This window comes from Brevibacillus borstelensis (assembly GCF_003710865.1).
Taxonomy (GTDB): Bacteria; Bacillota; Bacilli; order Brevibacillales; family Brevibacillaceae; genus Brevibacillus; species Brevibacillus borstelensis.
Genome location: NZ_RHHO01000002.1, coordinates 1 through 22,142, shown reverse-complemented (window position 1 = coordinate 22,142; position 22,142 = coordinate 1). Strand labels below are relative to the sequence as shown.

The following is a 22,142-nucleotide window of genomic DNA, read 5'->3' as shown; positions in this document are numbered from 1 at the left end:
CCTCCTCGTTTTTACCGTTGTTATTGCAATTTCGAAACGCGGTCAATCGGACTGATAATGTCGGTTACGCGAACCCCGAAGTTTTCGTCGATGACCACAACCTCGCCTTTGGCGATCAATTTGTTGTTTACCAAAATGTCTACATGCTCACCAGCCAGCTTGTCCAGTTGGATGATCGATCCGGCGGAAAGATCCAGTATGTCTTTGATCAGCTTCTTCGTACGGCCAAGCTCGACTGTCACCTGCAGAGGAATGTCCAATAGCAAATTCAGGTTCTGTTCGTCAGGTGCAGCCATCATACCGCCACCGAACGGAGAAAATTGCGCTGCTTTCACATTGGCAACATTCATCGGCTGTGCTCCAAAGTGCTGGGGAGCGTGTGGAACCGGCGGCTGGACATATTGCGGCGGGTACGCATAAGCCGGTGGATAAGGATGCTGACCATATGGATCCTGGTACATCGGCGGAGCCTGATAACCCATCGGCGGTGGTGCGTAACCAGGGTGCGGCGCTTGTGCCGGCTGTTCTGGATAAGGTGTCTGTGCAGCTGCTGCTGGCGGCTGAGTGGCTGGACTTGCCGGAATCGTTGGTTCGGTGTGGCCAGCCGGCTGACTAGGAGCAGAGGGCGCTTGAGCTTCCTCAGCAGGACTTGCAGCAGCGGCATCCGCATCTGATGCGCCAGTCAGACGTCCGATCATATCCTTCGCAAAGGATAGCGGCAAGAGCTGCATGATATTGGAGTCGATCAGCTCTCCTTGCTCCCCTACCTTTAAACGGAATGAGACTTTGACCAGCGGGGTGTCATCCTCCGTGAAGCTGTCTCCGCCCTTCCCCTGCGCAAGATCCATCACATCAATCCCTGGCGGTGTGATGTTTACCAGTTGATTAAAAATGGTAGACATCGACGTGGCTGCAGACCCCATCATTTGATTCATGGCCTCTTGAACTGCACTTATATGCAGATCGGACATTTCCGTCGTGCTCGGGCGACCATCCCCGCCCATCATCAGATCGGCTACAACCGCCGCATCTTCCATCCGGACGACAAGCAGGTTGACGCCTTTAAAGCCATCTGTATACTCTACGTGAACTGCGACATGCGGCATGGGAAACTCTTTTTCCAACTCGCTGACTTGAACCATCGAAACAGTAGGCGTCGTAATATCCACCTTTTGGCTTAACAAGGTAGAGAGAGCCGTTGCTGCACTGCCAAAAGAGATGTTTCCAATCTCTCCAAGTGCGTCTTGCTCAAACGCCGACAGGTAGTCGGCCACATCTGGCACGCTCTGTTGTTCCGTTTCCTCTTCTACCAAATTGTTTGCTCGCAGCAGCGCGTCAATTTCTTCTTGAGAAAGCATGTCTCTACTCATTCATTTCCTCCCCTTCCTCAAGGACTTCGTCGATCTGCACCGCAACACGACCTTTTTGCGTGCCGGGCTGTCCCAGGAACTTCAGTTGATCTCCCACTTTAATTCTCAACTTGTTATCGACGAGATGATCGAGCTGGATCACATCACCGACCTGAAGCTGCAAAAACTCTCCTACGGTGATGGTAGCGGTACCCAACTCCGCGATAATCGGCAGGCTGGCTGCTTTCACCCGCTCCTCAACCCGCAATCGCTCCTCTTCATCCCTCGTTTTCTTCTGTTTGGAAAACCAGTACTGTCCGGACAGCTTCGACATGATTGGCTCCAACACGACGTGTGGCAGACACAGGTTGATCATCCCCGTCGTATCTCCAATTTTTGTACTAAAGGAGATAACCGCCACGATTTCGTTCGGAGAAACGATCTGCATGAATTGGGGATTCATTTCAAGCCCTTCCAAATACGGGTCCAACTCGATAATTTGTTTCCACGCTTCATGGAAGGTATCCAATGCCTTTCCAAACACGCGCTCCATCACGGTTGTCTCGATTTCTGTCAGTGCCCCCATTTTGTCGGGGATAATTCCTTGCCCGCCAAGGAGTCGATCCAGCATCGTGTATGCGATGTTTGGATTCACTTCCAAAACCATTCGGCCTTCAAGTGGTGGCGCCTCAAAAATATTGAGAATCGTCATCTTCGGAATGGAGCGAATAAACTCGTCATACGGTAATTGGTCGACGGAGGCAACTGTTATTTGCACGAAGGTACGAAGCTGAGCTGAAAAATATGTCGTCAACAACCGTGCATAGTTTTCGTGGATACGCGTCAATCCGCGAATCTGATCTTTGGAAAATCGCAATGCCCGCTTGAAGTCGTATACTTTAACCCGCCGCTCAGTCTCTTCTTTTTTCAGCTCGTTGGCATCCATCTCTCCGGAAGAAAGTGCTGCCAACAACGCGTCAATCTCACTTTGTGAGAGAACCTCGGCCATCTGTCGTCACCCCCTTGCTATGTATTCATTCATCATTTGTTAAGATAGGAGCTGTTTCGTTGTGATTACCTGAACGATTTTGCCTTCCTGCATCAATGCGCTAATCTCGTTCATGATTTTGGCTTCCAGCTTGTTGATTCCCTCTGTTCCCTTGATGTCATCGGGTTCCAGACCTGCTAGTGTCTTGATGATAATCTGGTTCACCTGAGGCAGGCGTTGCTCCAGCTCTTCCTTGGAACTGCTGCTGTCCGCAGTGATGGTGAAACGAACGATGATGTAGTTTTTGGAGAGCAGGTTTGTGGTAATCTCGCCAGTGTCAACCGAGTACTCTTGCATTTCCTTGGCCGAAAGAGCCTTTACCTCTTTGGATTCGTCATGGCTTGCTGATTGTGCTGCAGGGGAGAGATAGGTTTGCCAGAGCACGAACGATATGACTCCTAGAAGCGATATCGCAATAATGATGATAAGGGCCATGTTAAACAAGCGATTTTGAAACATTTTTTGCGCCTCCCGCTATTCAATGGAATCGTCTTCCGGCATGCGCGGCGGTGTAAACGCCGGGAACGCGTGCTGGTAGAAACGCAGGATCCGCGCGATCACTTCCTCTGCCGTTTCTTTCACGATGTGCTTTTTCCCCGTAAGCAAGGTGATAACCGTATCGGGAGTGGACTCCACCGTCTCTATGTGCGTCGCGTTCAAGTAAAACTGTGCGCCGTTGAATCGGGTTAGTTGGATCATCTGCCGCTCCTTTCGGGTTGTAGGGGGGAGGAAGCAAGCAGCTTCACTCCCCGATCCCCTTTACACATTATCGTTTCAGATTCACCAGTTCTTCCAGTACCGTATCAGATGTCGTAATGATCCGGGAGTTTGCCTGGAATCCGCGCTGAGCAACGATCATCTCGGTGAATTCCTCGGACAGGTCAACGTTGGACATTTCCAACTGTCCGGAGATGATGCTTACTTGAGCCTGAGCAGCTGTGATCGGCGTATCAGGAGCACCATCGAATGGGCCAGCATTGTTCGTATTTTCATACAAGGAATTGCCGATTTTTTTGAGCCCGCCCGGATTGTTGAATTTCATGACGCCAATAGTGAACGGCGTGTCCAAAGCACCTTGCGCGTCAACCGTAGTGACCACCCCATCTTTTCCAATCGAATAGGAAACGTAGGTGTCCTGCGGGATTTGAATGGTTCCTCCACCGCTGTCTACGAGCTTGAGACCCTGGGAGTTTACCAAGTATCCTTGCGAATCCCGGGTAAAGTTCCCTGCCCGCGTATAGTAGAAAGTAGTGCCATCGTCGGGCGTTACCATGAAGAAGCCGTCGCCTTCAATGGACAAATCGGTTGGCAGGTTCGTTTGCATAGGGCTGCCGGCAGAGAAGACAGTATCAATTGAAGCCATTTGCGACCCCAAACCGATTTGAATCGGGTTTGTACCGCCTTTCCCTCCCTGATCTGCTGGCGCTGTCGCTCCCGCGATGTTCTGGCTGAGAATGTCCTGGAACATGACGCGTCCTTTTTTGAAGCCTACGGTATTCACGTTGGCGATGTTGTTGCCGATCACATCTAGTTTTGTCTGAAATCCGCGCAAACCTGAGATGCCCGAATACATAGAACGCAGCATAATGCGATTCCTCCTCGATAATATTCAGTAATTGACTGCTTCAGTCAGTCGGCAGTCCGCAGGCTTCCTCCGAAGAGGTCCAGCCCTCGTTCGTTACACAAACACAGCACTGTCTATATTAGTAAAAACGCTATCCTTCATTCGTCCGTCATCTACGGCAGTAATCACTTTCCGATTCTGGATGCTGACCACGAACGCTACATTGTCCATCATGATCAGAGATTCCCTTGCGCCTTTGTCGGCAGCCTTTTTGACGCCGCCAGCCAGACGGTCCATCTTGGTCTCATCCAGGCTGATTCCTCTTTCATTCAAACGGTTCAACGCATGCTGACTGAAAGTGATCTCCTGAGACCTCTTGGCTTTCTCAACAGATTCCGTCAGGTAGTCGCGAAAGGCTTTCCCGTTTGTCGCAGAACTGCCTGAACGTGCAGGTACGGTATGGCTTGGTTTGACAGGAAAGTAGGTCTGCCCGACGTTAAACGAGTGCATGGCGGTTCCTCCTTGTCCTATTCCTTAGCCGGAATAACCGATTTTACTGATCTCATCGCTGCCTTCTACAAGAGCATCGAGCGAGAATTCAGCTTTGTCCTGCCTGTCGCTTTGCTGATTTTCATTGTTTTGCTGCTGCTGGCGTTCGCGTTGCTGCTGCTGAAATGGCAAGCTTCCAGCCTGTTGCTGCTGATTTACCTCCAGACGGTCGACTTGCAGTCCTTGCTGCGTCAATGCAGCGCGCAGCTGAGGCAGCTGGTTGTCCAGCAATTCTTTTCCGGCGGTTGTTTCCGCGGAAAAATGAGCGGTAATCATCCCGTTATGGGAAGTGATTTTGACGTCAACCTGTCCGAGAGACTGCGGATACAAGATCAGCCTTGCCTCGTGCACCCCGTCCACTTGCGTCAGCTTCATTTGCTTCACAAACAACTGTGTCACCTGCTGGCTGAACTGATTTGCGTGGATTGGATGGCCGCCAGTCGGAACATTTCCTTTTTGCCCAAACGTTTGCACATTCGGATTGTTCTGTTGTGCAGTCAAAGGATTGGCGTCTGGCTCCATCATGAAATCTGCCGTTTGCTGCTGGCTGGTTGGAGCGGCTGTTTTCGCCTGCACACCGGCCTCGGCCTGGTAGCTGGACAATGCGTGTGACACGCGCACCGGCTGCATCGTCGACATCAGGTTTGTCCGCTGTGACATATACGCCGCAGTCGACTGTTCCTTTGAACGAGCAGGCACAAGGCCTTGGGGCATAGTCTCATTGGATTGGTTGAGCGCCGCCATAAAATTGGCCAGCTTTTCTGCTGTTGCTTGGGAAAGGCCCCGTTGAGTGAACGTAGCTAGCAAGTTCTGAACTTGACTGTCAGACAAGACCGCTGTCTTCGGAAGCTTGTTCATCATGTCAGCCAGCTCTTTTGTCTTTGCTTCCAACGAATTGACGATGTCATGGCTCTGGGACTGCGACGTTGCAAACAACTGTTGGAGCATGGCTAGCAATTCAGCAATTTCTTCCTGGTCTTCTGTGTCCATTCCGTCCGCTTCAACCTGAATGACAGCATCCTCCATTCCCTCTAATTGTTCGAGAGCTGACATCATCTGCATGGCAAACAAATTCTCCAGAGTCCCAGGCAGTTGCTGACCAGCCGTCCCCGTCAGAATGGCTGAACCGTTTGCAGATGTTCCTACCGAAGCGGGTACTGCTGGCGCAGCGACATTGGCTACATTCATCTCTGTCACCTCCTCTTGTTTTTTGTTGCTTATGGAAAACGACAAGCGAACAAGCTTTAGGCTCTTCTCCGCTTATCGAAGCAACTCGCTGGTAATTCGGGCTGCTACATCTTCTTTCTTTTTGCTGTCTTCCTTGGCTACGGCCGCCAGGATAGACGCCCGTTTGTCATTGGACATGCCCGCCAAAATCGAGATTGCACGGTTCTTATTGGTCCCCATGAGCGAGCGGATAATGGAGGCCGCATCCTCGGCGGGCATCTGTGAAAATGTCTGAACAAGCGCGTCCAAGCTGGTCGTATCTTTCCTCGTTTCGCTCAGCGCTTTTGTCAGCACTTGAACTCTCTCCTGCAAGGCTGCGATGTCGTCGTCTTTGTTTACAACCGAGTCCTTCAGCAGGATCGAGATATCAGCAGCTTTTTTCGGGTCCATTTTGGCCAAAATGTTCGCCTGCTGATCCGCCTTCATCTTCTTCATCACCGTAACGGCTTCTTCCAGACTTAAATTCTCTACGATGGCAGCCGCGTTTTTCGGCGACATCGTAGAATACAGCTTCGCCAAATCCTGGTACTGCTTTTGGCGTTCTTCCTCTGTCGTCCGCTTGTCCTCGATCATTTTTTGCAAATCCTGAACTTGTTTCTCCAGCGCTTGAATGGTGGCGTCCTTCTTCTCTGCTTCTCCTTGCAAGCTGGCGATGGTTTGCTGGCTTTTTGCTTGTTCTTCCTGCAGGCTTTGTACCTGTTTTCCCTTATCTACCATTGGTGCTTCTCCATCGCCTGCCGCATAATCGTCGGGAACTAATTTTTCCACGTAGGGAATGCTGTTTGCCCATGTAAGCACTTGTCCCAAGACGTTGACACCCAGAAAGCTGAGAAAGACCCCCCCAAGGAGTGTGGCAAACAGAGCAGGGATGACAATCATGTAAAAGAACCATTCCCACCTGCTGTATTCCCGTTCTTCTTGGATCTCTTCCATAGTGAACCTCCATCAGTTGCTTTTGCGAAGATAGAGCTGCGTGCCAATTTCGTCCATCTCTTTTTGTTCCCGTTGTTTTTCAGCCTCGAGATACTGCCCATGGGCCCTCTCCCGGAGCTTATGCCACAATTGCGTTTCTTTCATGCGCTCTGTCAAGAGCATTTGACACCGTTCCATTTCGCGTACGCATCCATACACCATTTGCTTCTGGTTGTGGATAGAACGCTCGACTGACTGGCGATACCGCGTAATCTCCATAAGGTGTGCAACACTGACAGGCTCGGCTTGAACGGAGTGCAGCATCCCTGTCGCTTCTTCATGGAGCTCATGCAGCTGCCCCAGCTTCCACTCTTCTTCATTCTTTCTTTGGATTGACTTGCCGAAGTCCCATTCAGCCTGTTCCTTCTCTTTTTCTTTCACATCCAAAACCTTCTGGAGATGAAACTGGAACACCTTCACACTAGTTCACTCCCCCGAAATGAGCTGTCAGCGCCTTAATGGCACTTTGGAGATCCGAAGGCTCATGGGTGCCCTGCATCGTAAAATCTCTGATCACATCTCGGTAACGAATCGCCTGGTCAATCTCCCTGTTCGTGCCCGGCTTGTATGCTCCAATATTGATCAAATCCTCTGCTTCCTTATAGGTAGCCAAATACCGCTTCAACTGACGGGCTGCCTCCAGATGATCGTCTGTACAAATTTCGTTCATCACCCGGCTGACGCTTGCCATCACATCGATCGCCGGAAAGTGGCCTTTGTGGGCGATTTTCCGGTCAAGGACGATATGCCCGTCCAAAATTCCGCGAACAGCATCGGCAATCGGATCGTTCATATCATCAGAATCAACGAGTACAGTATAAAAGGCTGTAATACTTCCCTTGTCTGCTGTACCCGCACGTTCCAGCAGCTTTGGCAGCATGGCAAAGACGGAAGGCGTATAACCACGAGTCGCAGGTGGCTCCCCGATGGCCAGCCCAATCTCGCGCTGCGCCATAGCAAAGCGAGTCACTGAATCCATCATCATCATGACATTGAGCCCGCGATCCCGGAAATACTCGGCGATCGAGGTCGCGATCATGGCACCCTTGATCCGTATCATAGCGGGTTGATCCGAAGTCGCGACTACGACGACCGATCTTTTCAACCCCTCTTCACCGAGGTCGCGTTCGATAAACTCCATGACCTCGCGCCCGCGCTCCCCGATCAATCCGATCACGTTAATGTCGGCTGTCGTATTGCGGGCGATCATGCCCATCAATGTACTCTTACCGACACCAGACCCGGCGAAAATCCCTACGCGCTGACCTTTTCCGACTGTCAACAATCCATCAATCGCCCGCACTCCGACACTAAGCGGCTCCTGAATACGCGGCCGCAACAACGGATTTGGCGGCATGTTCGATGTAGGATATGAAGCAAGGCCCAGCGGAAGGCTGCCCTGGAGCGGACGGCCGAGCCCATCGAGAATTCGGCCGAGAATTTCCGGGCCTACTTTGACGTGGAGAGAGCGGCCAGTCGCAACAACATCACTGCCCGGCCCGATTGCGGTCAGTTCTCCGAGCGGCATCATCAGCACTTTATTGTCTCGAAAGCCGACAACTTCTGCTGCAATCGGTTCCTCGCTTTGACTTGCATAGATATGGCAAATTTCTCCGAGCTTAACCTCCGGTCCCTGCGATTCGATCGTCAACCCTACTACCTGGGTAACCTTTCCATTGACGCGTACCGGATCTATTCCTTGCAGGATATGTCTGTACTTGCCTACATCAAGAACAGTCATGCCTCGTCACTTCCCTTGGCAATATCCAGCAGCGCTTGTCTGATTTCTGTCAATTGCGTATCAATCCGGGCATCCACGCTGCCCAGCGGGGTGCGGATGACACAGCCGCCCTCATCTACCGTGTGGTCAGGGTAAATCGCAATCTCTGCTTGTCCATCCAAAAGCGCAAGCAGCTGCGGGCGGTGCTGCTGAACAAAGTCAAAGTGACGCTGATTGACGCAGACAGTTATTTCACCGTGCACCCGCGAACGCTGAAGCGTATTTTTTACGATCTCAAGGACAGCTTCCGGAGATGCGCTCAACTCATTGCCGATAATTTTTTTTGCAATTTCCAGGCTTAACTCCACCAGGAACGGTTCAGCTTCAGAGATGATTCGCTCTTTCTCCCGGTGGGCAAACTCCAACAGATTCCGAGCTTCTTCTACCTTTTCACGCTCTTCCTCCCATGCCAGCTGCTTGCCATCCTGAAGACCGGCTTGAAACCCTTGTTCTCGGGCTTGTGCTTCGGTTTCGGAAAAAAGCACAGCTGCTTCCTGCCGTTTGTTTTCCCACCACTGTTCAATCTCCGCAAGGGCATCCTGCCGAATTTTTTCAGCCTGCTCCATCGCTTCGCGAAGCTGTCCCTGCGCGGTTTCTTCCGCATCCTGGAGAATCATTCCGGCTTCTTCTTCTGCATTTTTTACAATTTGTAGATTTTCTTGCAACCTTTCATCCGATTCAACCGTCTGTATGTGTGTAGACTTCACGGAGAGAAGAAAAGATTCGTCCGATGTCTGATAGTGAGACAGCTTGATAATCCTAGACAATGATATCATCTCCTCCGCCGCGAGCGATGATGATCTCACCCGCTTCTTCCAGGCGGCGAATGATCGCGACGATACGGGACTGCGCTTCCTCTACATCACGCAGACGGACAGGTCCCATGAATTCCATTTCTTCTTTGAATGTATCTGCCATCCGTTTGGACATGTTCCGGAAGATAACTTCACGGACTTCTTCGCTGGCAACTTTAAGCGCAAGCTGGAGATCTGCATTTTCCACATCGCGGATAACCCTCTGAATGGAGCGGTTGTCCAAAGTAGCGATATCCTCGAAGACAAACATACGCTTTTTGATCTCTTCTGCCAGCTCTGGGTCTTGTATTTCCAAAGAATCCAGAATCGTCCGCTCTGTACCTCTGTCTACACCATTAAGAACAGCGACAATCGCTTCGATACCACCAGCCTGGGTATAATCCTGAGTAACGGTGGCTGACAGTTTTTGTTCCAGAACCTGCTCCACTTGCGTGATAACCTCCGGTGACGTGCTGTCCATCAAGGCGATGCGCTTTGCTACCTCCGCTTGTCTCTCTTGAGGAAGCGCGGAGAGAATCATCGCTGCCTGTTGAGGTTCCAGATAAGAAAGAACTAACGCAATTGTTTGCGGATGCTCATTTTGGATAAAGTTCAGGATCTGGCCTGGGTCCGCTTTTCTTGCAAAGTCGAATGGACGAACCTGAAGATTTGCTGTCAAGCGGTTAATGATGTCCATTGCCTTGGTCTCGCCAAGTGCTTTTTGCAGGATCTCCTTGGCGTACGTAATTCCGCCTTGAGAGATGACTTCCTGAGCGACCGCTATCTGATGGAATTCTGCCAAGATCTTGTCCTTTTCATCCGCGTCTACCTTACGAACGTTGGCAATTTCCAACGTGAGCTGCTCGATCTCGTCCTCTCTGAGGTGCTTGAACACCTGGGCGGAGATTTCCGGCCCGAGAGAGATGAGCAGGATCGCAGCCTTCTGTCTTCCTGACAATTCTTTTGCGCCGCGAGCCATTTGCTTTCACTCCTTAATCTTCAGCTAACCAAGTACGAAGCAAAACAACGAATTCGTCCGGCTTGCTGCGCGCCAATTTTTCCAGTTGTTTCCGCACCACTGCCTGATCTGTATCGTCTTGATAGGTTAAATCGGGTACCTCCGTCGGTTGCATCGACATGACATCTGCGACTTCCTCTTCTTGCTGTTTGGCCTGGCGGCGTCTGCGGTAGATCAGGTAGGCAACCGCTCCGAGAGCCAGCAAGGCTACAGCACCCGTACCATACAAGAGGGCAGGAGTCAGACTTCCGGAACCATCAACTGCGACTTTTCCGGAGAATGGACGCGGCAGAACAGAGATGTGCTTGTCCAGTTCTTCTTGTGTCAAATCTATGCCTTTGTCGCTTAACGTAACGCGAACCACATTGCGAAGGACTTGCTTGATACTGTCGATAGTTTGTTCGTCGAGCTGTCCGCCTTCGGGTGGTTCTACCCCAACGTTGATCGTGATGTCATCGATTTTATAGGGACTCATTGAAATATTGCGGGTGATCCGGTTGACTTCCCGATTGATCGTGTCATTTAGTTCTTCATACTGACTGTTGTTGCCCTGCGGCGTACTGCCCGGGTAGCCTGGCGTGTCGTTCGCTCCCGTTCCCGCGATTCCTCCGGGAGGGGCGCCCTGGCCGCTAAAGGTTTTCGATAATTTTTGCGATGAGATGATAAGTCCTTCGTTGTTTTCCTTGTCTGGCGCTTCAACCAGATTCTCAACACGGTTTTCCTTGTCAAAGTTCATGCTGATAAAGGTATGAACAATGACTTTGTCTCTGCCCATAATCGTGCCCAAGAGCGTGTACAAATTTTGCTGGATCTTTCTTTCCACATCTGCTTTGATCTTCTCTTGCTGCTCGTAAGCTGTCAGGTTTCCTTCTGGTTCACTGCCGTCAGTTCGCTCCAGCAGATTGGAGTACTGGTCGGAAATGGTAATGTTTTCAGGCGACAGCTTGGGTACGCTGCGGGAAACAAGCAGATACAAGGAGTTGATCTGTTTTTGATCCAGTCTGGTTCCGGGCTCGACATCAACGATGACCGAAGCTGTCGCGCTATCAGGTGTCTCCGTCACCCAAACGCTTTCCTGCGGCAGAGTAATCATTACCTGCGCGGTGCGAACACCTTTTACCCGTTCCAGCATTTTTCTCAGTTCTTGCTGCAAAGCTTCTTTTTTCATCACGTCAAACTGACGGTCTGTTACTCCCAGGGTGTTAGAAAATATTTCTGAGTTGATGCCTGCTTCGCTGGGGATCCCTTGTGCAGCCAAGTCAACTATGACATCCTGAGCCATTTTTTCTGGCACTTCTATACTTGTGCCGTTGTCTGTAATTCGAAATGGAACTTTCTTTCCTTCCAGTTCCTGCTTGATGATCCCGATTTCCTGTTCACTTAACCGCTGGTTGTATAACGGCTTGTACACCGGCTGAGAAGCGATGTATATGTATAGGCCAAGTGATATGAGCAAAAACAGCGCGATACCGGAAATCATCCATTTCTGTTTAGCAGGCAGCTGGTTCCATTTCGCCAAAGCTTGATCTTTATATAGTGCTAGACGCTCGTTCATGGTTCACCTCACCAATGATACCGCCAAAACATTAAAGTGGCATGCGCATGATTTCCTGATAGGATTCTATGACTTTATTACGTACTTGCATGGTCATTTGCAGCATGACAGAGGCCTTCTGCCCTGCAATCATGACCTGATGGACATCCTGAACTTGTCCCATCGCAAACTTGTCTGCCAAATTTGCCGATTCTACCTGGGCCTGGTTGACTTGGTTCAGTGCATCGGAAAGATACGCTGAGAATGATTTGCTTACCTCATCCGGCGTATAGGTCTTGGTCTGGATTTGAGGCTGCACTCCGCCAATCCGGGAAAGCGCGTTAATATCCATCCGTTCTTACTCCTTTCCCTACTTGATTTCCAGTGCTTTCATCATCATGCTCTTCGCACCGTTCAGTATGGTAACGTTCGCTTCATAAGCTCTCGATGCGGAAATCATATCGACCATTTCCTTCATCATGTCCACATTCGGCATCAGAACATATCCGTCCGCATCCGCATCCGGATGTGTCGGATCGTATACCCGCTTAAATGGGGTATTGTCTTCGCGAATGGACGTTACCCTCACTCCCTGCTCCGTTCTGCCGGACACCATGCCAATCGCTCCTTGCAGTACACTGTCGAAGGACTGGCTGGGCGCTTTCGGGGACAGCTCAACCATTTTTCTTTTGTAAGGCTGCCAAGCCCCGTTTACAAATGTAGCGCGGGTCGTATTTGCGTTGGCCACGTTCGCTGCAATTGTATCCAGTCTGAGCCGGTTTGCAGTCAGAGCGGAAGCGCTTGTATCAAGCCCTTGGAACAAACTCATTCTTATCTACCTCCGCCTTCAATTACGCTGCGCAATTTTTGAAAATGCCCTGCAGTCAATTGGGTTAACCCATTGTACCAGATCTGGTTTTTGGCGTACTCGCTCATCTCAAACTCAAGATCCACGTCATTGCCATTGTTTTGAACGAAGTTCTCTGGGTTGGAGACAATTCTCGGCACCACATTCAAACCGCTGTCGGCAAACGGGATATGCCGGGCATTAGTACGATACGCCTGCAGTTTTTGTTGTCCTGAAGCCCCATTCATCTCTTGTTTCAGTAGGTCTTCGAACACAACCTGCTTGCTCTTAAATTGCGGGGTGTCAATGTTAGCGACGTTGTTGGCTATCGTTCTTTGTCGAAGCATAGCGGCGTCCAAAGATCGCTCCAAGATTCCTAAATGGTTACTGACTAGCATTTTTTCCAAACTCCCCCAATCTTGCTTTCGCTCCATTCCCACAAATATTCCATTTTTTCCTGTTAATTCGACACAAGAATACGACTCAATCATAGCAAAACTGCTATGGCGAAAAAAGCCCTATTCTCACAAGTTGTGACAAAATGATTCAATGGGACTAAATCCCTGATGCTCCCTATTTTTGTTAGTGTGATGGAAAATTGTAAAAGAACCTTACATATATTTGAATAAACTAGCTTTTTTAGTTAATAATTTTTGACCGTTTCGATTTAATTCCCCCAATTTCGACAAATATCTAGGTACAAATACCTAGAAAAAAGGTGTAGCACGTTTAGCTACACCTTACCTATTCCCGTTATATATTCACTTTGAAACCTATTTATTTGCATAGCCCGCTTACCTGGAGCCAAAAAAATGTCATGAAGTTTTCAGCTTTTCCAGTTCTGGAAGCAGCTTCTCATTCAGAACCTTAATGAAGGTCCCTTTCATACCCAAGGAACGGGATTCGATCACGCCAGCACTCTCCAGCTTCCGCAGTGCATTTACAATGACAGAACGGGTAATGCCCACGCGGTCTGCAATTTTCGAAGCGACAAGAAGACCTTCTTTTCCTTCCAGCTCCTCAAAAATATGTTCAACAGCCTCCAGTTCACTGTAAGACAGGGAACCGATCGCCATTTGCACAACTGCTTTGCTGCGTGCTTCTTCCTCAATTGCCTCGGAACGTTCACGCAAAATTTCCATACCGACGACAGTTGCCCCTACCTCTGCGAGAATCAGGTCATCGTCGACAAACGGGTTGTTGACGCGTCCAAGGATCAGGGTACCGAGTCGATCACCGCCGCCCATTACCGGAACCAATGTCGTCCAGCCTGTGCGGAATACTTCTTTCATCTCCACTGGGAAAATGGTGTACGGGCTGTCCACATCCAGGTTTGCGGACGTCTCTTCCACTTTGAGCAAGCCAAGGCTGTACTCTTCAGGGAAGCGGCGTTCTTCGAGCATTTTACGGATGCGCTCGTTGTCCACTTCTTGGTGGATCGAGAAACCGAGCAGTTTTCCCTTGCGACTGACCACGAAAATATTTGCTTCAATTACATCGCTTAATACTTGGGCCATTTCACTAAAATTGACCGCGTGTCCCGCTGACTTTTGCAGCAGACGGTTAATTCTTCTTGTTTTTGACAACAGATCCATTATGGTTTCCTCCCAGTCAATAATTGACCATCGTATGTTTTATAGGATGTATTGGCTCAAGTCCTTGTTGCCAACGATAGAGCCAAGCTTTTCACGCACATACTCAGGCGTGATCTGCACCACATCCAGATGAATGTCAGGGGCCTCAAAAGAAAGGTCTTCCAAAAGCTTTTCCAACAGGGTGTGAAGCCGTCTCGCACCGATGTTGTCGGTTGACTGATTCACTTCTGCGGCCAATCGGGCAATCTCCGAAATGGCATCCGGGGTAAAATCGACCCGAATCCCTTCTGTTTCGAGAAGAGCGATGTATTGCTTCAACAGCGCATTTTTCGGTTCCGTCAAAATCCTGACGAAATCCTCCACCCGCAAGCTGGTGAGCTCGACCCGGATCGGAAAACGTCCCTGCAGCTCCGGAATCAAATCGGACGGTTTGGCGATGTGGAAAGCGCCAGCTGCGATAAACAAAACAAAGTCAGTCTTTACGGGACCGTATTTTGTCATCACGGTAGAGCCTTCCACGATGGGCAGGATGTCTCGCTGCACACCTTCACGCGATACGTCGGGGCCTCTCCCATCCTTGCCGGCGATCTTGTCGATTTCATCAATAAAGATGATGCCGTGGTTCTCGGCACGCCGAATCGACTCCTGCGTGACTTCATCCATATCCACCAGTTTTTGCGCTTCTTGCTGAATTAATACCTTTCGTGCATCTTTAATTCGCAATTTTCTCTTCTTCGTCCGCTTCGGCAAAAGATTGCCCAACATATCCTGCATTTGCATCCCCATTTGTTCTGTACCCGGAACCTGGAACATATCAAACATGGAGGGGGATTGGTCCTCCACATCGATCTCAATCATCTGATCTTCCAGTTGTCCAGCCTCCAGCTGCCACTTAACCTGACGTCGCTGCTGTTCAATGGAAACGTCCTCGGGTTCAGATGATTGCTGTTGCTGTTGTCCGCCTCCGAACAACATTTCCAGCGGGTTTTTAAATGACTGCTGCTGCTTTCGCGTTGGAACGAGGATATTTACGATGGCCTCGTTGGCCAGTTTCTCGGCCTTTTCCTTTACGGATTCCATCTTCTCCTGTTTTACAGTGCGGATTGCTGCCTCTATCAAATCCCGAACCATCGACTCTACGTCACGGCCTACGTATCCGACTTCCGTAAATTTGGTGGCCTCGACCTTGATAAAAGGCGCGCCCGTCAATTTGGCAATCCTGCGAGCGATTTCTGTCTTCCCCACACCTGTCGGCCCGATCATCAGGATGTTTTTCGGTATGACTTCATCCCTCATATGCTCCGGAAGCATGTTCCGGCGATATCGGTTGCGCAAGGCCACGGCTATCGCTTTTTTGGCTTGACCTTGTCCGACGATGTATTTGTCCAGATGCTCTACAATCTTACGCGGGGTTAATTGTTCAAGGCTCAGCACCAGGAGTCCTCCCTTCCTTTCACTTCATCTCGTCGACAACGAGATTGTCGTTGGTGAATACGCAAATCTCAGCAGCTGTCCGCAAAGAAGCTTCGGCAATCTCTCTCGCACTCAGATGCGGCGCATACCGTTTCAACGCCCTGCCTGCAGCAAGCGCAAAGCTTCCTCCTGACCCAATGGCTAGAATACCGTCGTCCGGCTCGATGATTTCGCCGTTTCCAGAGATCAAAAGCAGATTATTTTTGTTGCAAACGATCATCATCGCTTCCAATCTCCTGAGGACTTTGTCCATTCGCCATTCCTTTGCCAGTTCCACAGCAGCTCTTTGCAGATTGCCGTGGTACTCCTCCAGCTTTGCTTCAAACTTTTCAAACAGGGTGATCGCGTCTGCTACCGAGCCGGCAAAACCGGCCAGCACCTCACCGCGATACAACCGTCTTACTTTTTTAGCGCCGTGCTTCATTACCATGCTGTTGCCGAACGTGACTTGACCGTCGCCAGCCATGGCCGCTTCTCCGTTATGGTGTATGGCAAAAATTGTAGTAGCATGAAACTGTTCCATTGCAGATTCCTCCCGCTTATGTACTTCCGGCCGATCCTGGACGGGAATGACCCGCACGTGGATGGGCTGCGTCGTAAACGTGGCGCAACCGTTCCTTGGTCACATGCGTGTACACCTGGGTTGTCGAAATATTGACGTGACCAAGCAGTTCCTGCACCGTACGCAAATCCGCACCTCCATTCAGGAGATGGGTAGCAAATGTGTGGCGAAACGTATGCGGCGATACGCGCAGACTGAGCGCGTGGGCCTCCACATGCTTGTCGACGATACGGCGGACACTGCGGTCGGAGAGCGGCTCCCCGCGATAATTGAGAAGAAGGTACCCGTGGTCAGCCTTGCCGGCAAGAAGCTTCTTCCTTCCATTATCTAGGTATTGCCGAAGAATGTCGCACGCATAACTGCCGATTGGAACATATCTCTCCTTCGCACCCTTCCCGTAAACAAGAGCAATCCCCATGCTTGGGTTTACCGCTTCCAATGTTAGTGTTACCAGCTCCGACACGCGAATCCCACTTGCATACAACAGCTCGAAAATGAGCCGATCCCGCATGCCAAGTGGGGTCGAAGTGTCAGGCAGGTCAAAAAACGATTGGATTTCGTTCGGATACAGGAAGGATGGCAGTTTCTTCTCCACTTTTGGTGTCGATACCAATTGAAACGGATTTTGCGCCAGTTGACCTTCCCTTAACAAAAAACGGTACAGACTTCGCAAACTGGACAGCTTGCGGGCGATGCTGCGCCGCGATAGACCCTTTTTAGCCAAATGAGCGAGAAAGGAGCGGCCGTGCAAATAAGAAACAGCAGCAAATACAGGGATTTGGTGCTGTTCCATAAAGGCGACGAATTCGCTGATATCTGCCACGTAATGCTTCACCGTATGAGTAGAGGCGTTTTTTTCGACACGCAAATAGTCCACAAACATATCAATTTCCGTGGATATTTGCTGTGAATTGTCCATCTGACGCGCACCTCCTCAAAGGCACCTATATAGTAACATAGCCAAAAATCTGATATCAACCTAATTTGTGTCGTTTTTGTGTAAAATTCTGAATTGTGTCTAGCGCCCGCTCAGCGAGCTTTTCGTTTTTCTCCCGTTTATTGCGAATGCGCTTCTCGAGTTCCGGCACCAGCCCAAAGTTGGCATTCATCGGTTGGAAATTGTTTGGATCGGTTGTCGTGATGTAGCGTGCCATGCTGCCCATGATCGTTTCCGGAGGCAGTACGAGCAATTCCTCGCCTTTTGCCAGTCTGGCAGCATTCAGTCCAGCAAGCAAGCCCGACGCGGCCGATTCTACGTAACCTTCCACACCAGTCATCTGTCCCGCAAAAAACAGTGTATCCCGGTCCTTGTACTGATAGGTCGGCTTCAACAGCTTAGGGGAATTGATAAACGTATTCCGATGCATGACGCCGTAGCGGATGATCTCGCAGTTCTCTAGACCTGGAATCATCGAAAAGACGCGTTTTTGTTCCGGCCATTTCAGATGCGTCTGGAATCCGACGATGTTGTAAAGGGTTGCCGCACTGTTGTCCTGACGAAGCTGCACTACCGCATACGGCTGTTTTCCGGTGCGCGGATCGATCAGTCCGACAGGCTTTAACGGGCCAAACAGCATCGTTTGACGGCCTCTTTTTGCCATAACCTCGATCGGCATGCAGCCCTCAAAGAAAATTTCCTTCTCAAAATCCTTGAGCGGAACAGCCTCGGCTTCGATCAGGGCATCGTAGAAGCGGTTGAATTCCTCCTCCGACATCGGGCAGTTGAGGTACGCGGCTTCGCCTTTGTCATAGCGCGAAGCCACAAAGACCTTCTCCATGTCGATGGAATCTTTCTCAATAATGGGAGCAGCTGCATCGTAAAAGTACAGGTACTCCTCTCCTGTCAAAGACTTGAGCCTTTCAGACAAAGCGGGCGAGGTAAGCGGTCCCGTCGCAATTACGACGATACCGTCCGGGATCTCTGAAACTTCTTCTGTCATTACTTCAATCAGCGGATGGTTCCGCACAGCGTCGGTCACATACTGGGCAAATTCATGCCGATCGACTGCCAGCGCCCCGCCAGCAGGTACGGCACATTTATCCGCAGCGCCAATGATGACAGATTCGAATCGGCGCATTTCTTCCTTTAACACACCTACTGCATTGGTCAGCGAGTTGGCACGCAAAGAGTTGCTGCAAACGAGTTCGGCAAATTTATCGGTATGATGGGCCGGCGTCTGCTTTGTCGGGCGCATTTCGTACAGTTTGACGTGTACACCCGATTCGGCGATCTGCCAGGCTGCTTCACTTCCTGCAAGCCCGGCGCCGACCACAGTTACATACGGTTGTTTTGTCATGCTGTTATCCTCCATACGTTCTCAGGAATCCGCTTAGGAATCTGCTTCTTCCTGGTAATCGCAATTGGTGCACACCACGCTGACGCCCTGCTTCTTGCGTTTCTTTTCGACCAGCAGGCTGCTGCATTTCGGGCAAGGACGTGCAATCGGTTTATCCCAAGAGACGAAATCACAGTCTGGATATCGGTTGCATCCATAGAAAATACGGTTCTTCTTGGATTTACGTTCGATAATCGATCCGGTTTCACAGTTTGGGCACTTTACGCCGATTTCTTTGACAATCGGCTTGGTATTCCTGCAGTCCGGGAACCCGGAGCAAGCGAGAAACTTCCCGAAACGTCCGAGCTTGTAAACCATGACGCTTCCGCACAGCTCACAGAACTCGTCTGATTCTTCATCTTTGATCTCGACTTCTTCCATCTGTTCTTCAGCGACTGACAACCGTTTTGCAAAGTCTTGATAAAACTGGTCCAGCACCTTTACCCAATCTGCAATACCTTCTTCGACTCCGTCCAGATCCGATTCCATATTTGCCGTAAATTCAACATCGACAATCTCCGGAAAGAACTCCTCGATCATGGTAACGACGAGCTCTCCGAGTTCTGTCGGCAGAAAGCGTTTCTCCTCTAAGGCAACGTAGCCACGCTTTTGAATGGTTTCGAGTGTTGGAGCATAAGTGGAAGGACGTCCGATTCCTTGCTCCTCCAGCGTCTTGATCAGCCTTGCTTCCGAATAGCGCGGAGGAGGCTGGGTGAAGTGCTGGGTGGGCTCGATCTCCTTCAATTCAAGGGATTCTCCTTCTTCAATTGGAGGCAGGAATGATTCTTCCTCTTTATTGTCGTCGCTTCCTTCTATATATACCTTCATGAATCCGGGGAATTTTACCTTGGAGCCGGTGGCGCGGAAGGTCACCCCGTTTACATCAATATCCACACTCATCGTATCCAAAACGGCGGAAGCCATCTGGCTCGCCAGGAAGCGCTCCCAGATCAAGCGGTACAAGCGGAGCTGATCCCGACTGAGGACCTCTTTCAACTGGTCGGGCGTCCGCAGCACGGAAGTCGGGCGAATCGCTTCGTGAGCATCCTGAGCGTTCTCGTTTTTCGCTTGTGTTCTCTGTTCCGTCAATATGTAGTCTGCACCGAAATTCTCCAGGATGTACTCTTTTGCTTCATTTTGAGCAGTCACGGAAATTCGCGTGGAATCCGTACGCATGTAGGTAATTAGACCTACCGCTCCCTCTTTGTTGCCCAGGTCAATCCCTTCGTATAGCTCTTGGGCAATCCTCATCGTTTTGGCTGTTCGAAAATTCAGCTTCCGAGCCGCTTCCTGCTGAAGCGAGCTGGTAATAAAAGGCGGAGCCGGATTTCGCTTTCTTTCCCGCTTGGTCACCTTTTTCACCAGGTAAGGATGATTGCCGATCTGCTCGATCACCTGTTTGACGTCGGCTTCGGACTTCAACTCTGTTTTTTCGTCGCCAATCCCGTAAAATTTGGCTTCAAAAACTTTTCCTTTGCTGATTAACATGCTGCTGATCGTCCAATACTCTTCGGGAATAAACTGTTGAATTTCTCTTTCCCGATCCACAATCATCTTGACAGTGACAGTTTGAACCCGCCCTGCGCTCAATCCTTTGCGGATCTTTTTCCAAAGTATCGGGCTGATATTGTAGCCGACGAGACGGTCCAGAATTCGTCTCGCCTGCTGGGCATTCACCAGGTCCATATTGATATGGCGAGGATGCTTGAAAGCCTCCTTGATGGCGTCTTTCGTGATTTCATTGAAAACAACCCGCAGAGGCTGGTTCATATCAAGGCCAAGATATTGAGCCAGGTGCCAGGCGATGGCCTCCCCTTCGCGGTCCGGGTCGGCTGCGAGATAGACTTTTTTCACTTTTTTCGCAGCGTCCTTCAAGGTTTTCAAAACGTCGCCTTTGCCGCGAATGGTTATGTATTTCGGTTGAAACTGCTGATTAACATCAACGCCCATTTGGCTTTTTGGGAGGTCGCGTACATGGCCCATGGACGCTTTCACTATATATTTGCTTCCCAAATATTTTCCAATTGTTTTTGCTTTCGCCGGGGATTCGACAATCACTAGCGTGTCAGCCATCTTTTTCCTCCCCTTTCTGTAAGGAATCTCCCCTATTATTAAATATGCTTATCCGATTTGTCAAACACTTGAAGCATGAAGGCTTCGGGAGGATTCCAGCGATTCCGGGAGAAAGTGACTATCGTCTCACATAATATCCTCCCGGTAGGCTGGCAATCACATTTTTACTTTCCAGCTTTAGTAATGTCCGAAACAAGCAGGCCTGATCAGCCCCGGAAAGACGTCGGCCTACTTCATCCATATGGATCGGTTCGTGGCGGATATGCTGAAAAAGCCGTTGTTCCTCGTCATCCAGTGCGACTTTCTCGTCCGCGAAAGCACCCGAACCCTTTTTCTTGCTCGCAATGACCGCTTTCCAATAAGGTGGCAGCTCATCGAGAACATCTTCAATGCCTGTTACTAGCTTTGCACCTTGTTTCACCAAGTTATTCGGCCCAGCGCTTACCTCAGAAAATATGGGTCCGGGCACAGCAAAAACCTCTCGCCCCTGCTCGAGCGCACAATCCGCTGTAACCAACGACCCGCTCCTCTCCGCCGCCTCAACGACCACTGTCCCTACACTTAAACCGCTGATAATCCGGTTGCGCTCGGGAAACAGGCCAGGTACCGGCGGCACACCCGGCGGATACTCGGAGACAAGCAGGCCTGCGGATTCAACCTCTCGGAACAAGGGACGGTGGGCGGCAGGGTAAACGACGTCGATGCCGCATCCCAATACGCCGATTGTCGCTCCTTTCATCCGCAGGGCAGTCCGATGCGCCTCTGCATCAATCCCGTGAGCAAGACCGGAGACGATAACCAGACCTTCGCCACAAAGCTCCTTGACCAGTTGTGCGCAAGCGGCCCGGCCGTAGGGCGTTGGCTTTCTGGACCCGACAATGCCAATCGCAGGCCCGACGATCAATTCGATATTTCCTTTGTAAAAGAGTGCAAGCGGGGGATCGGAAATGTTTCGCAGCAGAGGAGGAAACACCTCTTCCCAGCATCCGATCACACCGATACCGTTTTGTCTTAAAAAAGTCAGACGTCTTTCTGAATGCACTCCGCTCAGCCGTTCTACTCCCGCTCCGATCAGCTTGACGGGGAATCCGGCTTCTGCCGCAACCTGACGCCACCCTTTGCCCACTGCCGTAAATGACCCATGCTTCTCATATAACTCTCGAAGCCTTTTTCTTCCCAGCCCCGGAATGCCCACAAGCCCGCAATACCAGGCAATCTCTTCTTCGTTTCCGACAGGTGTCATCCCTTCTCCACTCTCCCTTGAGCCCCTTTTTCATTAATTTTACAAAGAGACAGAGAGTCACTCTAGAAAACCTGGATATGCGTTTTTTTCTAGTAGTCGACGTTTGTCGGAGCTTTTATAACAAAACATGAGCTGATTTGACAACATTGGACCCGGGACAATCGAGTAGGAGGGGGCG

General features: G+C 50.4%; 23 protein-coding genes. All 23 read right to left on the bottom strand.

Features of this window, described 5'->3' with window-relative positions; genetic code table 11:
* Positions 1-20: 20 nt before the first annotated feature.
* A complete protein-coding gene (gene fliY / locus EDM54_RS01175) occupies positions 21-1,370 on the bottom strand; it encodes a flagellar motor switch phosphatase FliY (protein ID WP_003385882.1) in 1,350 nt (449 codons plus the stop codon).
* The gene (gene fliM, locus EDM54_RS01170; protein ID WP_003385883.1) at positions 1,363-2,358 is read right to left on the bottom strand and encodes a flagellar motor switch protein FliM; all 996 of its coding nucleotides are present in this window, start codon (positions 2,356-2,358) and stop codon (positions 1,363-1,365) included. The genes fliY and fliM overlap by 8 nt, the downstream gene beginning before the upstream one ends.
* Positions 2,359-2,397: 39 nt before the next feature.
* The gene (locus EDM54_RS01165; RefSeq protein WP_003385884.1) at positions 2,398-2,856 is read right to left on the bottom strand and encodes a flagellar basal body-associated FliL family protein; all 459 of its coding nucleotides are present in this window, start codon (positions 2,854-2,856) and stop codon (positions 2,398-2,400) included.
* Between the two features lie 15 nt (positions 2,857-2,871).
* Complete coding sequence (locus EDM54_RS01160; protein WP_003385886.1) at positions 2,872-3,096, bottom strand: flagellar FlbD family protein; 225 nt, start codon at positions 3,094-3,096, stop codon at positions 2,872-2,874.
* Between the two features lie 67 nt (positions 3,097-3,163).
* A complete protein-coding gene (gene flgG, locus EDM54_RS01155; RefSeq protein WP_003385887.1) occupies positions 3,164-3,982 on the bottom strand; it encodes a flagellar basal body rod protein FlgG in 819 nt (272 codons plus the stop codon).
* Positions 3,983-4,075: 93 nt separating this feature from the next.
* A complete protein-coding gene (locus EDM54_RS01150) occupies positions 4,076-4,471 on the bottom strand; it encodes a TIGR02530 family flagellar biosynthesis protein (protein ID WP_003385889.1) in 396 nt (131 codons plus the stop codon).
* Between the two features lie 24 nt (positions 4,472-4,495).
* Entirely contained in the window at positions 4,496-5,698 is a 1,203-nt protein-coding gene (locus EDM54_RS01145) for a flagellar hook-length control protein FliK (protein WP_003385890.1), read from the bottom strand.
* 72 nt (positions 5,699-5,770) lie between these two features.
* Entirely contained in the window at positions 5,771-6,670 is a 900-nt protein-coding gene (locus EDM54_RS01140) for a magnesium transporter MgtE N-terminal domain-containing protein (protein ID WP_003385891.1), read from the bottom strand.
* 12 nt (positions 6,671-6,682) lie between these two features.
* Complete coding sequence (gene fliJ / locus EDM54_RS01135; protein WP_003385892.1) at positions 6,683-7,129, bottom strand: flagellar export protein FliJ; 447 nt, start codon at positions 7,127-7,129, stop codon at positions 6,683-6,685.
* 1 nt (position 7,130) lies between these two features.
* A complete protein-coding gene (gene fliI / locus EDM54_RS01130) occupies positions 7,131-8,450 on the bottom strand; it encodes a flagellar protein export ATPase FliI (protein WP_003385893.1) in 1,320 nt (439 codons plus the stop codon).
* Positions 8,447-9,265 (bottom strand): flagellar assembly protein FliH, encoded by an 819-nt coding sequence (gene fliH / locus EDM54_RS01125; protein ID WP_031932912.1) that lies wholly within the window; start codon positions 9,263-9,265, stop codon positions 8,447-8,449. The genes fliI and fliH overlap by 4 nt, the downstream gene beginning before the upstream one ends.
* Positions 9,249-10,262, bottom strand: a complete 1,014-nt coding sequence (gene fliG, locus EDM54_RS01120; protein WP_003385895.1) for a flagellar motor switch protein FliG — start codon at positions 10,260-10,262, stop codon at positions 9,249-9,251. The genes fliH and fliG overlap by 17 nt, the downstream gene beginning before the upstream one ends.
* A gap of 13 nt (positions 10,263-10,275) precedes the next feature.
* Positions 10,276-11,856 (bottom strand): flagellar basal-body MS-ring/collar protein FliF, encoded by a 1,581-nt coding sequence (gene fliF / locus EDM54_RS01115; RefSeq protein WP_024983841.1) that lies wholly within the window; start codon positions 11,854-11,856, stop codon positions 10,276-10,278.
* A gap of 31 nt (positions 11,857-11,887) precedes the next feature.
* Complete coding sequence (gene fliE, locus EDM54_RS01110; protein ID WP_039070085.1) at positions 11,888-12,187, bottom strand: flagellar hook-basal body complex protein FliE; 300 nt, start codon at positions 12,185-12,187, stop codon at positions 11,888-11,890.
* Positions 12,188-12,205: 18 nt separating this feature from the next.
* Positions 12,206-12,664 carry a flagellar basal body rod protein FlgC gene (flgC, locus tag EDM54_RS01105; RefSeq protein WP_003385899.1) on the bottom strand — a complete coding sequence of 153 codons (459 nt, stop codon included), beginning with the start codon at positions 12,662-12,664 and terminating at the stop codon, positions 12,206-12,208.
* Positions 12,665-12,666: 2 nt separating this feature from the next.
* On the bottom strand, positions 12,667-13,080 hold the full coding sequence (gene flgB / locus EDM54_RS01100; RefSeq protein ID WP_003385900.1) for a flagellar basal body rod protein FlgB: 414 nt from the start codon (positions 13,078-13,080) through the stop codon (positions 12,667-12,669).
* Between the two features lie 417 nt (positions 13,081-13,497).
* Positions 13,498-14,277 (bottom strand): GTP-sensing pleiotropic transcriptional regulator CodY, encoded by a 780-nt coding sequence (codY, locus tag EDM54_RS01095; protein WP_003385901.1) that lies wholly within the window; start codon positions 14,275-14,277, stop codon positions 13,498-13,500.
* 39 nt (positions 14,278-14,316) lie between these two features.
* A complete protein-coding gene (gene hslU / locus EDM54_RS01090; protein WP_003385904.1) occupies positions 14,317-15,711 on the bottom strand; it encodes an ATP-dependent protease ATPase subunit HslU in 1,395 nt (464 codons plus the stop codon).
* Positions 15,712-15,730: 19 nt separating this feature from the next.
* Positions 15,731-16,273 carry an ATP-dependent protease subunit HslV gene (gene hslV, locus EDM54_RS01085; protein WP_003385905.1) on the bottom strand — a complete coding sequence of 181 codons (543 nt, stop codon included), beginning with the start codon at positions 16,271-16,273 and terminating at the stop codon, positions 15,731-15,733.
* Positions 16,274-16,289: 16 nt separating this feature from the next.
* Complete coding sequence (gene xerC / locus EDM54_RS01080; RefSeq protein ID WP_122957626.1) at positions 16,290-17,231, bottom strand: tyrosine recombinase XerC; 942 nt, start codon at positions 17,229-17,231, stop codon at positions 16,290-16,292.
* Between the two features lie 55 nt (positions 17,232-17,286).
* Positions 17,287-18,609, bottom strand: coding sequence for an FADH(2)-oxidizing methylenetetrahydrofolate--tRNA-(uracil(54)-C(5))-methyltransferase TrmFO (gene trmFO, locus EDM54_RS01075; protein ID WP_003385907.1), 1,323 nt, complete (start codon positions 18,607-18,609; stop codon positions 17,287-17,289).
* Between the two features lie 33 nt (positions 18,610-18,642).
* On the bottom strand, positions 18,643-20,721 hold the full coding sequence (topA, locus tag EDM54_RS01070) for a type I DNA topoisomerase (RefSeq protein ID WP_003385908.1): 2,079 nt from the start codon (positions 20,719-20,721) through the stop codon (positions 18,643-18,645).
* A gap of 118 nt (positions 20,722-20,839) precedes the next feature.
* Complete coding sequence (gene dprA / locus EDM54_RS01065; protein ID WP_122957625.1) at positions 20,840-21,964, bottom strand: DNA-processing protein DprA; 1,125 nt, start codon at positions 21,962-21,964, stop codon at positions 20,840-20,842.
* Positions 21,965-22,142: the final 178 nt, after the last annotated feature.

Excerpts from the sequence above, each read along its gene's own strand:
- fliM (WP_003385883.1), bottom strand. The coding sequence starts at position 2,358 with ATGGCCGAGGTTCTCTCACAAAGTGAGATTGACGCGTTGTTGGCAGCA.
- hslV (WP_003385905.1), bottom strand. The coding sequence starts at position 16,273 with ATGGAACAGTTTCATGCTACTACAATTTTTGCCATACACCATAACGGA.
- trmFO (WP_003385907.1), bottom strand. The coding sequence starts at position 18,609 with ATGACAAAACAACCGTATGTAACTGTGGTCGGCGCCGGGCTTGCAGGA.
- fliY (WP_003385882.1), bottom strand. The coding sequence starts at position 1,370 with ATGAGTAGAGACATGCTTTCTCAAGAAGAAATTGACGCGCTGCTGCGA.
- dprA (WP_122957625.1), bottom strand. The coding sequence starts at position 21,964 with ATGACACCTGTCGGAAACGAAGAAGAGATTGCCTGGTATTGCGGGCTT.
- fliI (WP_003385893.1), bottom strand. The coding sequence starts at position 8,450 with ATGACTGTTCTTGATGTAGGCAAGTACAGACATATCCTGCAAGGAATA.
- fliH (WP_031932912.1), bottom strand. The coding sequence starts at position 9,265 with ATGATATCATTGTCTAGGATTATCAAGCTGTCTCACTATCAGACATCG.
- fliG (WP_003385895.1), bottom strand. The coding sequence starts at position 10,262 with ATGGCTCGCGGCGCAAAAGAATTGTCAGGAAGACAGAAGGCTGCGATC.
- fliF (WP_024983841.1), bottom strand. The coding sequence starts at position 11,856 with ATGAACGAGCGTCTAGCACTATATAAAGATCAAGCTTTGGCGAAATGG.
- EDM54_RS01165 (WP_003385884.1), bottom strand. The coding sequence starts at position 2,856 with ATGTTTCAAAATCGCTTGTTTAACATGGCCCTTATCATCATTATTGCG.
- codY (WP_003385901.1), bottom strand. The coding sequence starts at position 14,277 with ATGGATCTGTTGTCAAAAACAAGAAGAATTAACCGTCTGCTGCAAAAG.
- flgC (WP_003385899.1), bottom strand. The coding sequence starts at position 12,664 with ATGAGTTTGTTCCAAGGGCTTGATACAAGCGCTTCCGCTCTGACTGCA.
- flgB (WP_003385900.1), bottom strand. The coding sequence starts at position 13,080 with ATGCTAGTCAGTAACCATTTAGGAATCTTGGAGCGATCTTTGGACGCC.
- topA (WP_003385908.1), bottom strand. The coding sequence starts at position 20,721 with ATGGCTGACACGCTAGTGATTGTCGAATCCCCGGCGAAAGCAAAAACA.
- xerC (WP_122957626.1), bottom strand. The coding sequence starts at position 17,231 with ATGGACAATTCACAGCAAATATCCACGGAAATTGATATGTTTGTGGAC.
- fliE (WP_039070085.1), bottom strand. The coding sequence starts at position 12,187 with ATGGATATTAACGCGCTTTCCCGGATTGGCGGAGTGCAGCCTCAAATC.
- flgG (WP_003385887.1), bottom strand. The coding sequence starts at position 3,982 with ATGCTGCGTTCTATGTATTCGGGCATCTCAGGTTTGCGCGGATTTCAG.
- EDM54_RS01140 (WP_003385891.1), bottom strand. The coding sequence starts at position 6,670 with ATGGAAGAGATCCAAGAAGAACGGGAATACAGCAGGTGGGAATGGTTC.
- EDM54_RS01145 (WP_003385890.1), bottom strand. The coding sequence starts at position 5,698 with ATGAATGTAGCCAATGTCGCTGCGCCAGCAGTACCCGCTTCGGTAGGA.
- EDM54_RS01160 (WP_003385886.1), bottom strand. The coding sequence starts at position 3,096 with ATGATCCAACTAACCCGATTCAACGGCGCACAGTTTTACTTGAACGCG.
- EDM54_RS01150 (WP_003385889.1), bottom strand. The coding sequence starts at position 4,471 with ATGCACTCGTTTAACGTCGGGCAGACCTACTTTCCTGTCAAACCAAGC.